14 protein-coding genes are annotated in these 16615 nt (G+C 64.5%); 8 read left to right on the top strand and 6 right to left on the bottom strand.

The genetic code is table 11. The annotated features are described in order from the left end of the window. Nucleotide 1: 1 nt before the first annotated feature. From AAFG50_RS01555 to AAFG50_RS01545, 3 genes are read right to left on the bottom strand one after another with little or no spacing between them, the layout of a single operon-like run. A complete protein-coding gene (locus tag AAFG50_RS01555; RefSeq protein WP_028175659.1) occupies nt 2-958 on the bottom strand; it encodes an MBL fold metallo-hydrolase in 957 nt (318 codons plus the stop codon). A gap of 23 nt (nt 959-981) precedes the next feature. Beyond that, a complete protein-coding gene (locus AAFG50_RS01550) occupies nt 982-1206 on the bottom strand; it encodes a DUF2783 domain-containing protein (RefSeq protein ID WP_025032749.1) in 225 nt (74 codons plus the stop codon). Between the two features lie 8 nt (nt 1207-1214). Continuing rightward, entirely contained in the window at nt 1215-2843 is a 1629-nt protein-coding gene (locus AAFG50_RS01545) for an FAD-dependent oxidoreductase (protein WP_028175660.1), read from the bottom strand. A gap of 110 nt (nt 2844-2953) precedes the next feature. Between AAFG50_RS01545 and AAFG50_RS01540 the strand changes: the two genes are divergently transcribed. Then, the gene (locus AAFG50_RS01540; protein ID WP_028175661.1) at nt 2954-3496 is read left to right on the top strand and encodes a MarR family transcriptional regulator; all 543 of its coding nucleotides are present in this window, start codon (nt 2954-2956) and stop codon (nt 3494-3496) included. 216 nt (nt 3497-3712) lie between these two features. Here the strand turns inward: AAFG50_RS01540 and AAFG50_RS01535 are convergent, their stop codons facing one another. Further along, nucleotides 3713-4012 carry a hypothetical protein gene (locus AAFG50_RS01535; RefSeq protein ID WP_028175662.1) on the bottom strand — a complete coding sequence of 100 codons (300 nt, stop codon included), beginning with the start codon at nt 4010-4012 and terminating at the stop codon, nt 3713-3715. 511 nt (nt 4013-4523) lie between these two features. Between AAFG50_RS01535 and AAFG50_RS01530 the strand changes: the two genes are divergently transcribed. Further along, entirely contained in the window at nt 4524-4886 is a 363-nt protein-coding gene (locus tag AAFG50_RS01530) for a hypothetical protein (protein WP_060909787.1), read from the top strand. A 29-nt stretch (nt 4887-4915) separates the two neighbouring features. Then, complete coding sequence (locus AAFG50_RS01525; protein ID WP_028175664.1) at nt 4916-5377, top strand: MaoC/PaaZ C-terminal domain-containing protein; 462 nt, start codon at nt 4916-4918, stop codon at nt 5375-5377. Between the two features lie 414 nt (nt 5378-5791). On the opposite strand, the gene AAFG50_RS01520 is transcribed toward AAFG50_RS01525, so the two are convergent. After that, nucleotides 5792-6598: an N-acyl homoserine lactonase family protein gene (locus AAFG50_RS01520; RefSeq protein WP_028175665.1), complete on the bottom strand. Its 807-nt coding sequence runs from the start codon at nt 6596-6598 to the stop codon at nt 5792-5794. A gap of 406 nt (nt 6599-7004) precedes the next feature. Between AAFG50_RS01520 and AAFG50_RS01515 the strand changes: the two genes are divergently transcribed. The 4 genes from AAFG50_RS01515 (at nt 7005) to AAFG50_RS01500 (ending at nt 13583) form a co-directional block, all read left to right on the top strand. Further along, nucleotides 7005-8531 carry a caspase family protein gene (locus AAFG50_RS01515; RefSeq protein ID WP_028175666.1) on the top strand — a complete coding sequence of 509 codons (1527 nt, stop codon included), beginning with the start codon at nt 7005-7007 and terminating at the stop codon, nt 8529-8531. A gap of 146 nt (nt 8532-8677) precedes the next feature. Continuing rightward, nucleotides 8678-9349, top strand: coding sequence for an OmpA family protein (locus AAFG50_RS01510; protein ID WP_028175667.1), 672 nt, complete (start codon nt 8678-8680; stop codon nt 9347-9349). A 158-nt stretch (nt 9350-9507) separates the two neighbouring features. Continuing rightward, a complete protein-coding gene (locus AAFG50_RS01505) occupies nt 9508-10437 on the top strand; it encodes an efflux RND transporter periplasmic adaptor subunit (RefSeq protein WP_028175668.1) in 930 nt (309 codons plus the stop codon). Beyond that, nucleotides 10437-13583 carry an efflux RND transporter permease subunit gene (locus AAFG50_RS01500; protein ID WP_028175669.1) on the top strand — a complete coding sequence of 1049 codons (3147 nt, stop codon included), beginning with the start codon at nt 10437-10439 and terminating at the stop codon, nt 13581-13583. Before AAFG50_RS01505 ends, AAFG50_RS01500 begins: the two co-directional genes overlap by 1 nt. Nucleotides 13584-13598: 15 nt before the next feature. Here the strand turns inward: AAFG50_RS01500 and AAFG50_RS01495 are convergent, their stop codons facing one another. Beyond that, a complete protein-coding gene (locus tag AAFG50_RS01495; protein WP_028175670.1) occupies nt 13599-14273 on the bottom strand; it encodes a Crp/Fnr family transcriptional regulator in 675 nt (224 codons plus the stop codon). 236 nt (nt 14274-14509) lie between these two features. Here AAFG50_RS01495 and AAFG50_RS01490 point away from each other — a divergent pair, with 236 nt between their 5' ends. Continuing rightward, nucleotides 14510-16573, top strand: coding sequence for an AsmA family protein (locus AAFG50_RS01490; protein WP_028175671.1), 2064 nt, complete (start codon nt 14510-14512; stop codon nt 16571-16573). Nucleotides 16574-16615 lie beyond the last annotated feature (42 nt).

Here is a 16615-nt window from a genome sequence, read left to right as displayed (position 1 = left end):
ACTATCCTCCTCCTTGCAAGGCGGTCCACATCTCCTGATCGCGCTTGTCGGTCCAGATCACGGGGTCGTCGATCCCCGACGCTTCGTCATAGGCGCGCGACACGTTGAACGGCAGGCAGTGCTCGTAGATGGCGAAGCTCGAAAACTTCGGATCCATCACCTCGCGCGTCGCTGCCATCGATTCCTTCAGCGAGCGTCCTTTGGCGACCGAGATTTCGGCGGCGCCATAGAGCGAGGTGACGAAGTCCCGCGTCATCGCGATGGCCTCGCGCACGGTGGCTGTGCCCTTCAGCGCATCGCCGCGGCCCGGCGCGATCGCCTTGGGATTGAAGTTGCGGATCTCGTTCAGCGTCAGCGGCCATTCGCGCAAATGCGCGTCACCGCAATAGCAGGCCGAGTGGTATTCGATGAGATCGCCGGAGAACATCACTTCCGCATCCGGCACCCAGGCGACGATGTCGCCGGAGGTGTGGCCCGCGCCGAGCTGCATCAGCCGCACTTCACGCTTGCCGAGATAGATCGACATCTCGCCTTCGAAGGTCAGCGTCGGCCAGGTCAGGCCGGGAATGCTTTGCGCATCCTGGAACAGGCGCGGGAAGCGGCCGTATTCGGAATCCCAATCCTGCTTGCCGCGCTCCTCGATGAGACGATAGGTCTCCTGCGAGGCAACGATACCTTGCGCCTTGTAGGCGGAGGCCCCCAGCACGCGCACGGCGTGATAGTGCGACAGCACGACATATTTGATCGGCTTGTCGGTGACGGCGCGGACGCGCTCGATCACCTTGTTCGCCATCGCGGGCGTTGCCTGCGCGTCGAACACGAGGCAACCGTCGTCGCCGACGATCACGGCCGTGTTCGGATCGCCCTCCGCGGTGAAAGCATAGAGATCGGCGCCGATCTCGGAGAAGGTGATCTTCTTCTCGGCGAGATCGCCGGTGGACGCGAAGTTCTTCGCCATCAATTCATCCTTAGGTCACAGGGTTATTGCTGTTGCTGTTGCTGCTGCTGGCCGTCGATCATGCGGCGCTTGGCGAGCCCGATCGCTTCCCGCAGCACATCGATGTCGCCGATATGGTTGGCGAGGATCAGCACCAATGCCGCATCGAAATCGGCGCTCTGCTCCTCCGTGAGGCCGCGATGCGCCTCGACGATGGCGCGAAAGGCGTCGTCCGGGCGTGCGAAGTTGGAACTGGTGGACAGCGGCATACCAAACCTCAATTCAAGCCTTCGGCGCGCGACAGCGCCGCAGCAATGGTCTCGCGCGTCGGATGACGGAACCGCGCAGCAACGTAACCATCGGGCCTGAGCAGATAGGCAGCACCCGCGTCGGCGTCGTAGCGCCTTGCGACGAGGCCCGAGGGATCGGCAAGGCCGCCCTCGCCGCCGATGCGGATATCCTTCACGCCTTCGGGCACGCCGAGCTGCGTGCCATTGCTGAACGACAGCAAGGTGAAGTCTGTTCCGCCCTTGCGGAATGCATCCGTCAGATAGATCTGCTCGCCCGCGCTTGTGGCAACCGGCGCATCCAACATGGAACAGCCGGGCCGCGGGCCAGCGCCCCACATATCCGCATCGGGCGACGACAGCGACGTATCATAGCTGCACGGCACCGAGAGCCGCCCACCATTGACCATGCGCTTGCCGAATTCGGTCTCCTTAGCGAGCGACAGCACCGCCTTGCGCAGCCGCGCCTCCTGGTGCGAGTTCGGCGCCATGAAATCGGTCGAGCGGGTGGATTCGCGGATGTTCTCGTCGGCCGCCATGCTGCGCTCGGCGTGGTAGCTCTCCAGCAGGCTCGCGGGCGAGGTGCCGCGCAGGACGCGGTCGAGCTTCCAGGACAGGTTTTCCGCGTCCTCGAGTCCCGAATTGGCGCCGCGCGCACCGAAGGGCGAGACCTGATGCGCGGAGTCGCCGGCGAAGATCACGCGGCCATGGATGAAGCGGTCCATGCGCCGACACTGGAATTTGTAGAGCGAGATCCACTCGAACTCGAACTTGTCGTGGCCCAGCATGCGCGCAATCCGCGGCCGCACGTTTTCCGGCTTCTTCTCGACGACGGGATCGGCGTAGCGATTGAGCTGGAGGTCGATGCGCCAGACATCGTCGGGCTGCCGGTGCAGCAGCGCCGAGCGTCCCGCATGGAACGGCGGATCGAACCAGAACCAGCGCTCGGTCGGGAATTCCGCCGTCATCTTGACGTCGGCGATCAGGAACTGGTCCTCGAACACCTGGCCGGCGAACTCGGCGCCAACCATCTGCCGCAGCGACGACCGCGCGCCGTCGCAGGCGACGACATATTGCGCGTGCAGGCGGTAGGCGCCCTCCGGCGTCTCGATCGTCAGCGCGACGGAATCGTTGCGCTGCTCCAGCGCCGTCACCTTGTTGCGCCAGCGCAGGTCGATCGCAGGCAGATCGCTGATGCGATCGACCAGATAGGCCTCGGCGTAATATTGCTGGAGATTGATGAAGGCCGGCCGCTTGTGACCGTCTTCCGGCAGCAGGTTGAACTGGTAGAGCTGGGACTCGCCATGGAAGATGCGACCGACGCTCCACACCACGCCCTTCCCGACCATGCGGTCGCCGACGCCAAGCCGGTCCCAGTACTCCAGCGAGCGCTTCGAGAAGCAGATCGCGCGCGAGCCTTCGCCGATGCGGTCGGCATCATCCAGAAGGACGACGCTCTGGCCGCGCTGCGCGAGGTCGATCGCGAGCGAGAGCCCGACCGGGCCCGCGCCGACAACCACAACCGGATGCTCGGCCGGGCTTTGCCCGGGACGGTCCTGATCGGGGTGGCGGCGATAGCCGAATTGGGTCTTGGTCTGATGCACATTGACCTGCGCCATGCGCTAACCTCGGCTCTGGTCAGGAGAGGGCTGATCTGCTAGATAGTCTCACGTGCAACTATTTTGGACCGGAGCCGGCCGGCCGTCAACTGGAATTCGGAGCGCAAGCCTTGGCGAGGACATCCAGCGATGCGGCACTGAAGAGACAAGAGGCGGGCGAGGCGTCGCCGCGGCAAAAAACGCGGCTCGATCTGTTCAAGTTCGTGCCGTTCCGCCTCAACCGGCTTGCCGCGGAGGTGAGTTCCGCGCTCGCGGTCGAATATCAGGAGCGTCACGGCCTCGACATTCCGGCCTGGCGCGTGATCGCGACGCTCGGTTTCCGCAACGATGCCTGTAGCGCGCAGTACATCTCGCAATGCACCCGCACGCACAAATCGACCATCAGCCGCGCCGTCACCATGCTGTTGCATGAGGGACTAATCGAGCGCGTCGAGAACGAAGCCGACCGCCGCGAATTCCGCCTGCAACTGACCAAGAAAGGCCGCGCGCTCTACGAAGAGCTGTTCCCGCAATTGCTGCGGCGTGAGGACGAGATCCTCGCCTGCCTCTCGGCGCAGGAGCGCAAGCAGCTCTCGGCTCTGCTCGGCAAGATCGAGCAGAGTCTCGACCTGATCCAGACCAGCGAAGAGGCGGATGCCAAGCAGGCGTATTAGGGTGCGGAATAGACGCTCCAGCATGTAGTTGCTGAGCCGTCTTTGTCGCGACTTTCCGCTCGGCCGACGGCGGCCCGATGCCGAAGCGACGACGCGGTCAAGACAACTGCGCTTGGCGGCGTCGGCACATTGCGGCCGGTCAGGACCGCCGCGCGGCCGATGCGGCTCACAGAACCTCAATACTCTAACGCTACGCCCGCAACTCTCAGCGGAGCCTCAGAGATCGATGCCGACCGCGATGTTACGGCCCTTCAATTCGGCAAAGGTTAGTGTGTGCGCGTACAGCTTTGTGAATGCTTCATCCTTTGCCAATGCCTCCTGTACCTTTCCGTACACTTCCCAACTGGAATAGCGCGTAGCGATAAGAAACTCCCCAGCCCACATACCAGTGTGAAATCGGGAAAGTCGAAGAAATTCAGCGCCGTGCTTTTCGAAGATTGCCTTCGCCTGCTTGGCGGTCTTGATCAATTCCTCAGGTTTGTCGCTCTTGAAGCGCGTAAATTGTACAATAGCCATGACCTAGTCCCTCCATTGACCCTCCCATGGGTAAGTCTAGGAGTGGCCGCGGAGGTTCACAGGAAGCCCCTATGATGCGAGGTCCGGGTGTTGGGCAAAAACGCCGGTCGAGAGCCGTGCGGCCAAAGACCGGTCTAGGGGTGCAGCGAACCCATGCGGCTTCCCGAACCTCTTCGCGTCGGGCCACAAGGAGCTGTCTCCGCATTTCAGAGAGACGCGCACGACAAAATTCGCGGTACAGAAAATCGAATATCGAGGGCATGGTCAAACCCCCTTGTTTGATCTTCGCTATGCACGTCCCACTTGCACTAGCTCTTGGTGTGCAACAGGCGAACTAGAACACACGAGGCTACCAAACTTTGTCGGATACTTCGCGACGTTCGGCCTCACCCCAATTTGTGAACCTCCCTTAGCCGAAAGATACCTACTCACAAGCGGTTACAGTTCGCCCGGAGGCACCATGGGGCGGCACTGCACAGCGTTGATCAAACGCGGGATTTCGCAAATCGCCATGAGCGCGGCTATCGCGATGGTGATGTCGCCGGCGCCGGCGCCGGGGCGCGATCTCGACGGACGCTACAGGAATTCACCACTTCTCGAATGGTTTGAGAGTTTGGCAAGCGGCAAAGGCCTCTGCTGTTCGCACGCCGACGGTCATGCCGTCGAAGACGTAGACTGGGAAGCCAGAGACGGCCACTACCGTGTGCGACTGCCGAAAACCGCCGACTCCAAAGTGATGATCTGGGTCGATGTGCCTGACGATGCCATCATCACCGTACCGAACAAAGTCGGACGCACCATGGTCTGGCCGATCTACAACGACCTCTATCCGGAGATATCGATCCGGTGCTTCTTGCCAGGGAGCATGACCTAGATTGGCGGGCGCTTGTAAAGGATTGACCGATGACCAGCGGCTATTTTGAAGACACCGAGATTGGCGATAGCCGCAAGGCCGGCCCCTATTTTGTCTCCAAGGACGAAATTATTCAGTTCGCCAAGCAATATGACGCACGGCCCTTCCACATCGATGAGGAAGCTGCTGCGCGCTCAGTTTTTGCGGGACTGACGGCATCCGGTGCCCACACGTTCGCGATCTTCATCTCGCTAACGAGCAAACTACAGCCTCCGCTCCGTGTCCTTGCCGGGCTCGGCTGGGATGAGGTGAGGCTGCCGAACGCGGTACGCCCCGGAGACCACCTTGATCTTGAATCGATCGTTCTGGAGAAGCGCGAGTCGAGGTCGAGCTCCGATAGGGGAATCCTTCGCAACCAAATCCACTTGCGCAACCAAAGACGCGAGACGGTGCTACAGTGCATCGGCAATGTTCTCGTTGCGAGGCGACCGGATGCGAAAGCATCGATGTAAGCCATTCAATAAGCTGCCGTCGGTTGGTTTCGCTCTGATGTCTCTTGTGCGTCACAAGGCGACATTCCGGATTCGGAGCTGGGTGTCCGCTTTACCCTAGAAAGCAAACATCCCGGATTTACGAAGTACACGCCCCTGCATTCCTGACGACTAGTTGACCCTCATGGTGAGGAGGCGCGCAAGCGCGCCGTCCAAAACTCAATCGTCGTCCCGGACAAGCAGTGCTCTAGACAACGCGAAGCGTTGTCTAGAGCGAAGCGCAGATCCGGGATCCATAACCACAGGGAGATCTTTGGCGAAGACTCGGAGTTGCCAGCTCGCGCGGCGACTCCTCCCTGGGGTTATGGGTCCCGGATCTACGCGCGCTTTTGGCGCGCTTGTCCGGGACGACGAGCGTGGGGCAGGTCTCAACCGCTATTTCGCAAACGACCGCGACGGCGGCAAATGCAGCGCCCAGGCGTCGACCTTGTCGCTGGCGCGCGGATAGATCTCCGTCACGATCGGATCGTGGCCGGGAATGAACCTGTCGGGGTGGCCGGCGAGACGCTCGATCGTCTCCCAGCCCTGTGCCATGTCGCCGACATTGTAGACGATCGGAAACGGGCTGCGGCGCTGCAGGTTGGCGTAGTAATGCGCGGCGTCGGACGCCAGCACCACCGGCCCGCGCGCGGTCTCGACCTTGACCACCTGCAAGCCGTCCGAATGGCCGCCGACACGGTGCACGGTGATTCCGGGCGCGACCTCGCCGTCGCCCGAATAGAAATTGACGCGCTCGCCATAGACATGGCGCACCATCTGCGTGACGTGCTCGACCGAGAACGGATGTCGCAGCAGTCCGTTGCACATGCAGCGGCCGGTCGCGTAGGCCATCTCGCGCTCCTGGAGATGGAAGCGCGCGTTCGGGAAGCGGTCGAGATTGCCGGCATGGTCGTAATGCAGATGCGTCACGATGATGTCGCGAATCGCCGACGCCTTGACGCCAAAGCGCTCCAGCGCATCGACCGGATTGAGCGTCAGCTTGCGCGCACGTAGCCCCGCCTCCTCGGCATTGAAGCCGGTATCGACCAGGATGTCGCGGCCGCCGCCGCGGATCAGCCAGACGAAGTAGTCGAGGTCCTGCGCCGCGCTGTCATGCGGATCCGGCGCCAGGAAGTTCATGCTGGGAGTGCGCGGCGACATGGTCGCATAGCGCAGTGCGTAGATTTCGTAGGCGTTTCCCATGATTTTTCTTTTGGTTTTGCTTCTTGTGTGGACCTTCGGGGAGGTACGAGCGCACCAAGCCATTGTCCGCCGGAAAGGTCAAACGCCACGCGTGATGCGCGGAGGCCCGTTCCAATGTGAGACCAATCACATTTTCGGCGCCAAGATTCCCCTAAAAAAGACTCCCTAACAGGGGTGCCCCGAGATGGGCGCTGCAATGCCCAACCGGATCGCGTCGAGCACGACCATGATGGCCCGTTTATTCCCCTCGCGGCGCGCCCCTGCGTTGCGGTCAATCGTCGCGATAATGCCGAATCTCCAAGCGGTTGACGCCCCCTCTCCCCGGTTTGATAATGCACATTGCGTAAGTTAAGGTCGCCGCGGCGCAAGCTGGGAACGGCGCCCTTTTGGCTGGACCGCGCTGATTATGAAAATTCGCTTCCTTTTCCTTCTTGCCTTGCTCGTTTCGCTCATCCCGACCGCACCGTCGCTTGCGGCCGGCGACCGTTATGCGCTGGTCATCGGCAACGCCAAATATCCGGATGCAGACGCCCCGCTGAAGGAGCCGCTCAACGACGCACGTGACGTCGCCGACGAGCTCAAGCGCGACGGCTTTTCGGTCGAGATCGGCGAGAACCTGACCGGCGACGGCATGCGCCGCGCCTTCGACAAGCTCTACGGCAAGATCAAGCCGGGCTCGGTGGCGCTGGTGTTCTTCAGCGGTTTCGGCATCCAGTCGGCGCGCCAGAGCTACATGCTGCCGATCGACGCGCAAATCTGGACCGAATCCGACGTACGCCGCGACGGTTTCAGCCTGGAAGCCGTCCTCGGCGAGCTCAACACCCGCGGCGCCGGCGTCAAGATCGCGCTGATCGATGCCTCCAGGCGCAACCCGTTCGAGCGCCGGTTCCGCAGCTTCTCGGCCGGCCTGACCCCGGTCATCGCGCCGAACGGCACGCTGGTGATGTATTCGGCGGCGCTGGCCTCGGTGGTGTCGGACGCCGGCGGCGAGCACAGCCTGTTCGTCCAGGAACTGCTGAAGGAAATCCGCGTCCCCGACCTGATGGCCGAGGAGACGCTGAACCGCACCAAGATGGGCGTCACCCGCGCCTCGCGCGGCGAGCAGGTGCCGTGGATATCCTCTTCATTGGCCGAAGATTTCTCGTTCATTCCGGGAGCCGGCGGATCGCGTCCGACAATGGCGCCGCCGCCCGCGCCCCCCGCGCCGCCACCCGTCGTCGCCAATAACCCGCCGCCGGCACCACCGGCGCCGCCATCACCGCCTCCGCCGCCGAAGCCGGCCGACACGGCAGCCGCACCGGCGCCCGCGCCCGTCCCGGCCCCATCACCGAAGCCCCAGGTCGAGGCCGCCTTACCCCCGCCGCCGCCGCCGGTGAAACCGGCCGACCCCGCTACCGTGCCGAACGCGGACGCCGGGCCTAGCGCGGCCGCCCTCGCGGAGGACCCCACCATCAAGGGCCTGACGGCCAAGATCGCGGCCAATCCTGATGACGTGAACGCGCTGTACCGGCGCGGCCAGGTCTATGCCAGCAAGGGCGCCTACAACCTCGCCATCAAGGATTTTGACGACACGCTCCGGATCAACTCGAAGGACGTCGAGGCGCTGAACAACCGCTGCTGGACCCGCACGGTGGTCGGCGATCTCCAGGGCGCGCTGAAAGACTGCAACGAAGCGCTGCGGCTGCGGCCGAACTTCGTCGATGCGCTGGACAGCCGGGGGCTCGTCAATCTGAAATCGGGAGCGGTGAAGAACGCGATCGCCGATTTCGATGCGGCCCTGAGGATCAATCCCCGCCTCACCTCCTCGCTGTACGGACGTGGCATTGCGAAGCAGCGCAACGGCTCCGCCCAGGAAGGGGCTCTGGACATTGCCAATGCCAAGGCGATGGATCCGAACATCGTTCAGGAATTCGCAAGCTACGGAGTACGCTAGTATTTTTTTGAATTGAGGCGACCGACGCCTCGAACCTCGGCGGCCCAGGCAAGACTAATGGACGGATGCCGCAGGCGGCCTTTCCCGGGGGGCCTATTGCAGGAATTTTGGAACCACGCAGCTCGGCTGCGCAGGAGGGACTGGCAATGAGATCGGCTGCAAAAGGACTTACCGCAATCCTGTCCATCATGGCCATTGGCGCCGCGCTGTCGCTGCCGGCCTCCCCCGCATTCGCCGGCGACGACGGCAACAGCAAGAACGTCACCGAGGACGAGATCGTCCGCGCGCTGGCGCCGCCGCAGAAGAAGCCGCTGACCCGCGGCCTCTCGATCGCGCCGCAGGCCGATCCCGCGCCGAGCGCGTCGGAGACCAAGCTGATCCAGTCCGTGCGCGGCCGCTCGACGCGCTCGCTGTCGTCGACCGAGCGCGAGGAAATCGCGTCGGTCGCCAAGGACAAGCCGAACATCGATCTCGAGATCACCTTCGACTACAACTCCGCCAACATCAGCACCAAGTCGCTGGCTTCGGTGCAGGCGCTCGGTCGCGCGCTGACCAGCCCCGACCTGAAGGGCTCGACCTTCGTGGTCGCCGGCCACACCGACGCCGCCGGTGGCGAGAGCTACAACCAGGACCTCTCTGAACGCCGCGCGGATGCGATCAAGCGCTACCTCGTCGAGAAGTACAGCATCTCCGCGACCGACCTCGTCACCGTCGGTTACGGCAAGAGCAAGCTGAAGGACCCGAGCCAGCCGATGGCCGAGGTCAACCGCCGCGTGCAGGTCGTCAACATGGAAAACAAGACCACCGCATCGAAGTGAGCACGACGCAATCCGTTGAAGTGACCGTGCGTGATGTGGTGTAAAGTCTCGCTTCCAAAGCGCGTCCCGCAGCCTTGCGGGACGCCGCTTTGTTTCAGGGAAACGCTCTCAGCAGGCCTCGTGCGGATGGCCGTGAGCCAGGCCAGGACAATCCGGCGATGAACGTCTCCGACTATCTCAAGCCTGCCGGAACCGTGGCGTTCATCGTCGCGCTCGGCATCGGCTATTATCTGTTCGAGCATCGGCGTCGCCCCGAGGCGAAGGAAACGCCGGGCGAGGCGCTCGTCATCGTGACGAAGTCGACCAATGCCTGCTTCTCCGACCTCGTCCGGGTGACCGGCTTTTTCGTGCCGCGCCGCGAGGCCGTGGTCGTCGCCGACCAGGAAGGCTCCCGGGTCACCGACCTCTTTGTCACCGAAGGCACCATGGTCACCGACAACCAGGAGCTGGCGCGCCTGACGGCGCCGCCGCAGATCCCGGGCCAGCCGCAGCGACCCGGCGCGCAAGGCCCGATCTCGCTGAAGGCGCCGGCGCCGGGCCTCGTCACCGAAGTTCGCACCATCGTCGGCGCGCCGGCCTCGCCGCAGGCCGGCCCGATGTTCCGCATCGCCGTCAACAACGAGATCGAGCTCGACGCCCAGGTCCCGGCCGTGCACATGCCCAAGCTCAGCGCCGGCGCGACCGTGCGCATCAGCCGCGACGACGCGCCCGATCTGATCGGCCGGGTGCGGCTGGTTGCGCCCGAAATCGACCGCGCCACCCAGCTCGGCCGCGTCCGCATCAGCGTCACCAACAATCCCTCGCTGAAGGTCGGCGTGTTCGCCCGCGCCTCGATCGACGCCAAGCGAAGCTGCGGCGTCGCGGTGCCCAAGACCGCGATCGACCATCTCACCGTGCAGGTCGTCAAGGGCAACACGATCGAGACGCGCAAGGTGCGGGTCGGGCTGTCGTCCGACACCGCGACGGAAATCCTGGATGGGCTCGACGTCGGCGAAATCGTCGTGGCCGACGCCGGCTCTTCACTGCATGACGGCGACCAGATCAAGACCATGTTCGCCGATGAACTCGATCGCACGCGGGTACGCTGATGGCTCTCAATATCTCGGCATGGTCGATCCGGAATCCGCTGCCGTCGGTCGTCTTTTCGATCATCCTGCTGATCCTCGGCTGGACCTCCTTCGCCAAGCTCGCGGTGACGCGGCTTCCCTCGGCCGACATTCCCGTGATCTCGGTCGCGGTGTCGCAGTTCGGTGCTGCGCCCGCCGAGCTCGAATCCCAGGTCACCAAGACCATTGAAGACGCGGTCTCCGGCGTCGAGGGTGTGCGGCACATCACCTCCTCGATCACCGACGGCCTGTCGCTGACCACCATCCAGTTCGCACTCGAGACCAATACCGACCGCGCGCTCAACGACGTCAAGGACGCAGTGACGCGGGTGCGCTCCAACCTGCCGCAGAACGTCACCGAGCCCTTGATCCAGCGCGTCGACGTCATCGGCCTGCCGATCGTGACCTATGCCGCGATCTCGCCCGGCAAGACGCCTGAGCAGCTCTCCTATTTCGTCGACGACGTGGTCAAGCGCGCGCTCCAGGGCGTGCGCGGCGTCGCCCAGGTCGAGCGCATCGGCGGTGTCGAGCGCGAGATCCTGGTCTCGCTCGATCCCGACCGCCTTCAGGCGATGGGCCTGACCGCCGTCAATGTCAGCCAGAGCCTGCGCGGCACCAATGTCGACGTCGCCGGCGGCCGCGCCGAGATCGGCAAGAACGACCAGGCGATCCGCACCCTGGCCGGCGCCAAGACGCTGAGCGACCTCGCCGGCACCATGGTCCCGCTGTTCGGCGGCGGCGAGGTCCGGCTCGACGATCTCGGCACCGTCACCGACACCATCGCCGACCGCCGCACCTTCGCGCGCTTCAACGGCGAGCCGGTGGTCGCGCTCGGCATCAAGCGCTCCAAGGGCGCCAGCGACGTGAAGGTCGCCGACGCCGTGCAGAAGCGCATCGACGCGCTCAAGGCCGCCTATCCCGACGTCGACCTCAAGCTGATCGACACCTCGGTCGAATACACCAACGGCAATTACGAAGCGGCGATCTCGACCCTGTTCGAGGGCGCCATCCTCGCCGTCGTCATCGTGCTATTGTTCCTGCGCGATCTGCGCGCCACCATCATCGCCGCGATCTCGCTGCCGCTGTCGATCTTCCCGGCATTCTGGGCGATGGACCTCCTCGGCTTCTCGCTCAACCTCGTCAGCTTCCTCGCCATCACGCTGTCGACAGGTATTCTTGTCGACGACGCCATCGTCGAGATCGAGAACATCGTGCGGCACATGAACATGGGCAAATCGCCCTATCGTGCCGCGCTGGAAGCCGCCGACGAGATCGGCCTCGCGGTGATCGCGATCTCGCTCACCATCATCGCGATCTTTGCGCCGGCGAGCTTCATGTCGGGCATCGCCGGACAGTTCTTCAAGCAGTTCGGCATCACCGTCTCGGTGCAGGTGTTCTTCTCGCTGCTCGCGGCGCGCTTCGTCACGCCGGTGCTGGCCGCCTACTTCCTCAAGCATGGCCATCACGAGGAGCCGCCGCCCGGGCGCGTGCTGCGGTCCTATCACCGGATCGTGGCCTGGTCGGTGAAGCACTATTTCATCACGGTGCTGATCGGCTTCGGCATCTTCGCCGCCTCGATCTGGAGCATCACGCTGCTGCCGCAGGGCTTCCTGCCGGCGCAGGACAGCGCGCGCTCGCTGCTTGCCCTCGAGCTGCCGCCGGGCACCCAGCTCGCCTACACCGAAAAGGTCACCGAGGATATCGTCGCGCGGCTGCGCAAGCGGCCCGAGGTGAAGAGCATATTCGTCGACGGCGGGCGCGTTCCACCCGGCACCCAGGAAGTCAGGCGCGCCGCCCTCATCATCAACTACACGCCCAAGGGCGATCGCGACATCACCCAGCGCGAGCTGGAATTCTCGATCAGCCAGGAGCTGGAGAACATTCCCGACATCCGCTTCTGGTTCCTCGACGAAAACGGCCTGCGCGCGATCTCGCTGGTCGTGACCGGCGTCGACGCCAACATCGTCAACAACGTCGCCAGCGAGCTCGCGACGCAGATGAAGCGGATCCCGACCATCTCCAACGTGATCTCGGAAACCACGCTGGAGCGGCCCGAGCTGCGCATCGAGCCGCGCGCCGATCTCGCCGCACGCCTCGGTGTCTCCACGGAAAGCCTGTCGCAGACCATCCGCGTCGCCACCATCGGCGACGTCGGGCCTGCGCTTGCCAAATTCGACGTCGGCGACCGCCTGGTGCCGATCCGGGTGCAGCTCGAGGACGCCGCGCGCGCCAACCTCAAGACGCTCGAACAATTGCGCGTGCCGCTCGGCGAGCACGGCGAGAAGGGCGGCGTGCCGCTCTCGGTCATCGCCGACGTCAAGCTCGACCAGGGTCCGACCAGCATCAACCGTTACGACCGGGACCGCCAGGCCACCGTTGCCGCCGACCTCGTCGGCTCCGCGGCGCTCGGCGATGCCACCAAGAAGATCAACGAGCTGCCGGTGATGAAGAGCCTGCCGAAGGGCGTGAAGGTCTCACCGTCCGGCGACGCTGAAAGCCTGAACGAGCTGTCCGACGGTTTCGCCACCGCGATCACCGCGGGCCTGATGATGGTCTATGCCGTGCTGGTGCTGCTGTTCGGCACCTTCCTGCAGCCGATCACCATCCTGTTCTCGCTGCCGCTGTCGATCGGCGGCGCCATCGCGGCCCTGCTCGTCACCGGCAAGCAGCTCACCACGCCGGTCTGGATCGGCATCCTGATGCTGATGGGCATCGTCACCAAGAACGCGATCATGCTGGTGGAATTCGCCATCGAGGCGATCCGCGACGGCAAGCCGCGCGACGAGGCCATGATCGACGCCGGCATGAAGCGCGCCCGCCCCATCGTGATGACCACGATCGCAATGGCCGCCGGCATGATGCCGAGCGCGCTCGCGGTCGGCGCCGGCGGCGAATTCCGCTCGCCGATGGCGCTCGCGGTGATCGGCGGCCTGATCTTCTCGACCATCCTGTCGCTGGTGTTCGTGCCCGCGATGTTCATGGTGATGGACGATCTCGGCGCCCTGATCTGGCGCTTCGGCAAGCGGCTGATCGTGCACAGCGAGGATACCGAGGCCCCCGGTCATCATCACGAAGCTTCGCCGGCACAGCCGGCACAGAAGAGCATCGTGCACCCGGCGGCGGAGTAAGGTTCGCGAGAGCCCCTACTCGTTCCGCGCGATCGCCGTCAGCTTGGTCATGTTCCTCAGCAGGATACGGCCACGCTGGAGATCGAGGATCGCGTCCTTGCGCCAGGCCTGAAGCTGGCGGTTGACGCTTTCGCGGGCGGCGCCGACGAAGACGCCGAGCTGCTCCTGCGAGATGTGCACCTCCGAGCCGAAATCGGCGGCGAGCGCGCAGAGCCGCCGCGCGAGGCGAACCGGCAGCGGCTGCAGCATGGACTCTTCCATGCGCTCGCTCTGCCAGCGGATGCGCTGGCACAGCAGCGCGATGATCTTGATCGCGACCTTCGGCTCGCGCTCGAGGAAGGAGAGAAAGTCTTCGCGCCGCAGCACGAACAATTCGCTGGCCTCGCCCGCGGTCGCGTCCGCGGTGCGGTTCTGGCCGTCCAGCACCGCGACCTCGCCGAACAGGTCGCCCGGCCCCATGAAATTCAGCGTCAGCCGGCTGCCGTCGGCGGCGCCGGTCTCGATGCGGACCTGGCCGCGGCGCATGCCGAACAGCGCGTCTCCGGCATCGCCCTTCTGGAACAGCACCTCGCCGTTCGCCAGATGCTGGGTGTGGCAGAGATTGGACAGCCGCTGGAGCTCGTCTGCGCCGAGATCGGCGAACATCGGGTTCATCTTCAGGATGACCGCAAATTCGGCCTGCTTGCTCATTTCAACTTCCTTGTGAATTTACTTGTCAATTTCGCTGGCAAATCGGCTGGAACCATCAACGTCCAGAATCGCGTAAAACCGCGCCGGAGAAGTGTGTCATAAGTCACATAACTTTGCAGCACCCCCTGACTATTTTTGACCGCTTGGAGCGGCTTCCCGTCCCGGGATAAACTCACGCGCATAGGACGGGTGAGCGGCCGGGTTCGGCACCGTTCGTCCGTCGTTGGAAAGTCGACATGAGAGCAGTGAAATTCGCCGGCGCCGCGGTCGCCGCTGTCGTCATCGTGATCGCGCTTCTCCTCGTGGTCGGGATCCCATCGGGCTTCCTGACCTCGACGATTGCGTCGCGGGTCGAGAGCGCGACAGGCTATCGCCTGTCGATCGACGGCACCACCAGGATCAGCCTGTGGCCGACGCTCAACGTCACCTTGAACGACCTCACGCTTCAGGATCCGAAGGACCGCAGCGGCATCACGCGCCTCACCGTCGACAGCGTGCAGGCCGACATGTCGCTCTCCAGCGTCTGGTCGGGCCGCCCGAAGATCAGCGAGCTCATCGTCACCCGCCCCGTGCTCTACCAGCCGCTGCTGCGTGAGCGTCTGCCGAATGCCGGCGCCTCGTCGAAGCCGCTGATGCTCGACACGGACGGCGCGACCATCGACCGCGTCAAGGTCACCGACGGCGAGGTCGCATTCGCGCGCGTGCGCGATCGCGTCGAGAGCCGCATCAGCGCCATCAATGCCGATGCCGTCGTTGGCCGCGACCGCAACGTCAGCATCACCGGCACCGCGCGCGTCGGCGAGCACCCGACCAAGTTCGACATCAAGGCGACGACGCCCGCGCCGCCAACCGACCGGCCGACGATCCCGGTGGAGTTCGCCATCGACATGCCTGATGTGCTGAAGTCCCGGCTCGCAGGTCACGCCGAGATGCGGCTGAGCGGCGATCTCGTGATGATCAACGGCGTGAACGGCACGCTCGGCGACGGCGCGTTCAACGGCTGGGCTTCGGTCGACATCGCGAGCAAGCCTCTGGTCAAGGTCGATCTCGACTTCCAGCGGCTCACGATTCCGCTGGCGAAATCGCCGGACGGTGCGTCCGGACAGCCCTGGAGCAATGCGCCGATCGACGTGTCCGGGCTCAATTATGTCGATGCACAAATCAGGATCTCCGCGAACGACGCCGTGATCGGCGATGCGCGTCTTGCGCCGCTGGCGCTCGATGCAAAGCTCGCCGGCGGCGTGCTGAAGGCCGGCACCGCCAATCTCGGCGCCTATGGCGGCCAGGTCTCCGGCGAAGTGATCCTGGATGCGACCAGCGGCGCGCCGAGTTTTGCCATGCATTCCGACCTCGTCGGCGTGCGCGCGCTGCCGCTGCTCCAGGGCCTTGCCGAATTCGACCGGATCGACGGCAAGCTGCAAGCCAAGCTCGCATTGCGCAGCGCCGGCACCAGCCAGCGCGCTCTGATGGCGAACATGCAGGGCACGGCCTTCGTCAATTTCCAGGACGGCGCCATCCGCGGCATCAACGTCGCGCAGATGATCCGCTCGCTGACATCGGGCACGCTGTCCGGCTGGCAAGACAACCAGAACAGCAGCCAGGACCAGAGCACGGATTTGTCGCAGCTCTCGGCCTCCTTCCGCATCGACAAGGGACAGGCGGTGACGACCGATCTCAACCTGATCGGGCCGCTGGTGCGCGTGACCGGCGCCGGCACCATCGCGCTCGACACCAAGATGTTGGGCTTTCGCGTCGAGCCGAAGCTGGTGATGACCACCGAGGGCCAGGGCCGCGCCTCCGAGCCGGTCGGCTTCGGCATCCCCGTGATGATCCAGGGCAGCTGGTCGCAGCCGCGGATCTACCCTGACATGGCCGGCATGCTCGACAATCCCGACGCCGCCTATGCCAAGCTGCGCGAGATGGGCAAGGGCCTGTTCGGGCCTGATGGCGCCGGGCTCGGCAATATCCTGGGCAGCCTTGGTCTCGGCGGCACGACCGCGCCGGGTGGCGGCAATGCAGCCGGCAACGCCAATCCGCAAACCCAGCAGCCGGGGCAGAACAATCTGCTCGGCGGCCCGCTGGGCGAGGCGCTCGGCAATCTGATCCAGCAGGGGCTTTCCAGCGGAGCTGCAACCGGTGCTGGCACCGGCCGCAGCCGCAGCCTGCCCGCGACGCCGTCCACACCGGCACCGCAGGCCTCGCCCGCGCCGGCGCCCCCGGCCCCGGACGAGCCGCCGGTGGCGCAGCAGGACAGCCAGCCCATGAACGACGTGTTGCGGCAGCTCTTTAATAATCGGTGATTGGCGGACCAACGGGCTGGACTCCACGCCAATCCCTTACAT

Origin of the sequence: Bradyrhizobium sp. B039, from assembly GCF_038965675.1 — a bacterium.
Taxonomy (GTDB): Bacteria; Pseudomonadota; Alphaproteobacteria; order Rhizobiales; family Xanthobacteraceae; genus Bradyrhizobium; species Bradyrhizobium diazoefficiens.
Note: the sequence above shows the minus strand (reverse complement) of the source record. Positions and strands in the feature narration are given on the sequence as shown.